At 71.2% G+C, this 3,614-nt stretch carries 4 protein-coding genes and 1 pseudogene; 2 read left to right on the top strand and 3 right to left on the bottom strand.

The window, feature by feature from the left end; genetic code table 11:
- The 3 genes and pseudogenes from ACIWVC_RS28210 to ACIWVC_RS28200 form a co-directional block, all read right to left on the bottom strand.
- A partial coding sequence (locus tag ACIWVC_RS28210; RefSeq protein ID WP_396454792.1) for an HAD family hydrolase occupies positions 1-518 on the bottom strand: 518 nt, incomplete at its 3' end.
- 141 nt (positions 519-659) lie between these two features.
- A pseudogene (locus ACIWVC_RS28205) lies at positions 660-1,063 on the bottom strand (heavy metal translocating P-type ATPase); the annotation flags it as partial.
- Between the two features lie 240 nt (positions 1,064-1,303).
- Positions 1,304-2,335, bottom strand: a complete 1,032-nt coding sequence (locus ACIWVC_RS28200) for a cation diffusion facilitator family transporter (protein ID WP_396451956.1) — start codon at positions 2,333-2,335, stop codon at positions 1,304-1,306.
- A 190-nt stretch (positions 2,336-2,525) separates the two neighbouring features.
- Between ACIWVC_RS28200 and ACIWVC_RS28195 the strand changes: the two genes are divergently transcribed.
- The gene (locus tag ACIWVC_RS28195; RefSeq protein ID WP_396451955.1) at positions 2,526-3,056 is read left to right on the top strand and encodes a DUF6448 family protein; all 531 of its coding nucleotides are present in this window, start codon (positions 2,526-2,528) and stop codon (positions 3,054-3,056) included.
- Positions 3,057-3,131: 75 nt separating this feature from the next.
- A complete protein-coding gene (locus tag ACIWVC_RS28190; protein WP_396451954.1) occupies positions 3,132-3,527 on the top strand; it encodes a VOC family protein in 396 nt (131 codons plus the stop codon).
- Positions 3,528-3,614 lie beyond the last annotated feature (87 nt).

Below are 3,614 nucleotides of genomic sequence, written 5' to 3'. Positions count from 1 at the left end.
AGGCCCGCGTGGACCTCGTCGACGCCGACCTGCGCGGCGACGGCTTCGGCGACCCGCCGGACGTCCCCGGTGAGCATGACGACCCTCTTCACCCCGGCGGCGTGCAGGTCGGCGACCATGCGCGCCGCGCCGGGCCGGACGCGGTCGGCCACGGCGACGACGCCGACGGGCCGTCCGTCCACCGAGACCGCCATCGGGGTGCGGCCCGCGGCGGCGAGGTCCTCGACCACCGCGGACGCCGCGTCCGAACTCCTCTCGTCCTCAAGCAGCGCCAGGTTGCCCACCGCGACGCGGTGCCCGTCGAGGACCGCGACGATGCCCTTGCCCGGCACCGGTTCGGTCGCCTCCGGAAGGCCGGTGACGTCCAGGCCCTCGGCGCTCGCGACCTCGACGATCGGCCGGGCCAGCGGGTGCTCCGATCCCGCCTCGGCGCGGGCGGCCCAGCCGAGCACGTCCGCGCGGCTCCACGCCGGGTCCAGCGGCACCACGTCGGTCGCATACGGCCTGCCCTCGGTCAGCGTGCCGGTCTTGTCCAGCGCGACGGCGTCGATCTTCGCGGACCTCTCCAGGAACTCGCCGCCCTTGATCAGGATGCCGTCCCGGGCTCCGCGGCCGATGCCGGCGACGACGGCGACCGGGATGGAGATGACCAGCGCGCCGGGGCAGCCGACGACCAGCAGCGTCAGCGCGAGCACGACATCCCCGGTCACCAGCCCGAACACCAGCGCCAGGACGATGATGGCCGGGGTGTACCAGGCCGAGAAGCGGTTCATGAACGCCGCGGCGCGGGCCTTGGCGTCTGCGCCTCCTCGACCCGGTGGATGATCCGGGCCGGCGTGGTGCCGGCCCCGACCCCGGTCGCCCGGACCTGCAGGAAGCCGCCCATGGACACCGCGCCGACGAACACCTGGTCACCGGCGGTCTTCTCCACCGGGATCGATTCGCCGGTGATGGACGCCTCGTCCAGCGCGCCCGAGCCGTCGGTCACCACGCCGTCGACCGGCACCTTGGCGCCGTTCTTGACCAGCACAGTCTCACCGGGCTCCACGGAGGCGGCGGGCACCTCCACGGGCGGGCTACGTCTCCCGCCCCGCCGCCTTCTGACATGCCGCGAGCAAGCCCACTTCGACCGACCGGCGCAACGCCGCCGACAAACGCGGCGTTGCGCCCACCCACGTCCCAGCGAGGCCCGCCCGGCGGCCAAGAGCGATTCCACGGGCTGCGCCGCATGCGACGACACCGCACCAGGGCCTACGGGCGGACGAGAAGAACGGTCGGCATGCTCGACCTTTCAGCCGTTAGATCATGTCGCCCCACGATCGTGGTCGGCCGGCTCGTCCCCGAGTTCGTGCTCCTCGCCATGGCCGGGCGGCCTGGCCGAGCGGCCCTGGGCGGTGGCACCGGGGGCTCGGTCCAGCCCAAGGTCCTCATAGGAGCGGGGGTCTTCGAGCGGCTCGACGTGAGTGAAGACGGTGGCCTGCGGCAGTGAGCGGCGGATGTCGTCCTCAACGGCCTCGGCGAGGTCGTGTCCCTGCTGAACGGTCCAGTCGCCGGGGACGAGGATGTGGAACGAGACGAACGCGCGGCGTCCTGACTGGCGGGTGCGGAGCGCGTGGAAGTCGACCCCGTCTCGCCTGAAGGACGCCAGCACGTCGTTGATCAGCCGACGCTCGGCGACCGGGAGGGCACGGTCCATCAGGCCACCGGCGGAACGGCGGATCAACACGGTGCCCGTGTAGACGATGTTGACGGCCACGATGATGGCGATGACGGGGTCCAAGCGCTGCCAGCCGGTGGCGGCGACGGCGGCGACACCGGCGATGACGCCGACGGAGGTCCACACGTCGGTCATGAGGTGCTTGCCGTCGGCCTCAAGAGTGATCGACCGGTGGCGGCGGCCGGCCCCGATCAGCACCAGCCCGACCGCCAGGTTGATCAGTGAGGCGCCCGCCGACACCGCCAGGCCGACGCCGACGTCCTCAAGGGGCTGAGGGCGGAGCAGCCGGTCGGCGGCGGTGATGGCGATCCCGATCGCCGCGACGAAGATCATCATGCCTTCGGCGCCGGCGGAGAAGTACTCGGCCTTGGTGTGCCCGTAGGCGTGCTCCTCGTCGGCGGGCTTACCCGCCCAGCGCAGCGCACCGAGGGCGACGAGGGCCGCGACCAGGTTCACCACCGATTCGAGAGCGTCCGACAGGAGTCCGACCGAGCCCGTCAGCAGCCAGGCGCCGGCTTTCAGGCTGATGGTGGCGACGGCGGCACCGACCGACAGCCACAGCAGCCGTGTCAGCCGCCGCTGCCGGTCAGCGGACGGAACCGCGAGTGAGGCGCCCAACAAGTGCTCCTTCAGAAGACGCACGACTCCTGTGGAGTCAACCGGCAGGTTCATGGACGCTCTAGGGACCTTCGCCCCTGAGGGCCGCTTGCTCGGCCGCCCTACGTTGAGCAGTGACAGGCGCGAACGCGGCCTCGCAGCCGCTCCTGCCGGGGCCGTGCGCCGCACAGGCCCGTGGAGAGGAGAGGCCATGCCCCCGCACTGCGACTCACTGGATGGACCCGTCGTCACAGCCGCCCGCCGGGCACTCGAGTCCGATGACGTGCAGGTGGTCCTACCCTACGTGCCGCTCCAGGACGAGGATGAGATCCGGTCGGTGTTCGAGAGCGTGCGTGAGGCCCGGGGTTCGGGCGATCGGGCGCGCGAGGTCGCCGACCGCCTGTTCTTCGAGACCGTCGTCCGCCTTCACCGCATGGGCGAGGGCGCCCCGTTCACTGGGCTCAAGCCAGCCGGTCTGTCGGTCGGGCCGGTCATCCCACTCGCCGAACGCGCCATCGAGGACGGCTCGCCGAAACCCGTCGCGGAGTACCTCACCGAGGTGCTGCACACGCAACTGGAACGCAGGCTCGCGGAAGTGTCCCGTCTGGCCGCCGTCAAGGATCGGTCCACCGCCGATGCCCGGGCTTACGTGGAGGCGATGCTGGGCTTCCAGGTGTACAGCCATCACCTGCTAAAGGCGATGGAGGCCCCGGCACACAGCGAACACGACGCCCACCACTAGCGAGCTGTTTCCCCATCGTGCACCAGCCAGGCCAGTACCCACTAGATGGCCGGTGGACGCCCTAGGCTCGCATGGGTGCGGCTCGACCTGATCACGATCGTGGTGGACGACTACGACCCGGCCATCGAGTACTTCACCGGCGCGCTTGGGTTCGACCTGGTCGAAGACTCCCCGTCGCTCACCAACGACGGCCGTCCCAAGAGGTGGGTCGTCGTGCGGCCGCCAGGAGCGCAAACCGGCATCCTGCTCGCCCGCGCCGACGGTCAACAGCAGAAGTCCGCCATTGGGAACCAGGTCGCCGGCCGAGTGGGGTTCTTCCTGCGCGTGGACGACTTCGACGCCGCCTACCGGCGCATGACGGCCGCCGGTGTCGAGTTCATCACCGCGCCTCGCACCGAACCCTACGGCCAGGTCGCCGTCTTCCTCGACATCTCCGGCAACCGCTGGGACCTACTAGGCCCCGCCGCCTGACCACCACACCCCAGAGCGGCCCCACAGCGACCACCAGCAGCGCGGACTTGACAACCCCGAGACCACCCCCGCGTACGCGGGGAGCAC

It is taken from the genome of Actinomadura sp. (genome assembly GCF_044508335.1).
Lineage (GTDB): Bacteria > Actinomycetota > Actinomycetes > Streptosporangiales > Streptosporangiaceae > Spirillospora.
The sequence above is the reverse complement of the archived record's forward strand: the minus strand, read 5'-3'. Positions and strand labels throughout refer to the sequence as shown.

Bases quoted from the DNA above. Each gene is read 5' to 3' on its own strand.
- ACIWVC_RS28195 (WP_396451955.1), top strand. From the start codon at position 2,526: ATGCCCCCGCACTGCGACTCACTGGATGGACCCGTCGTCACAGCCGCC.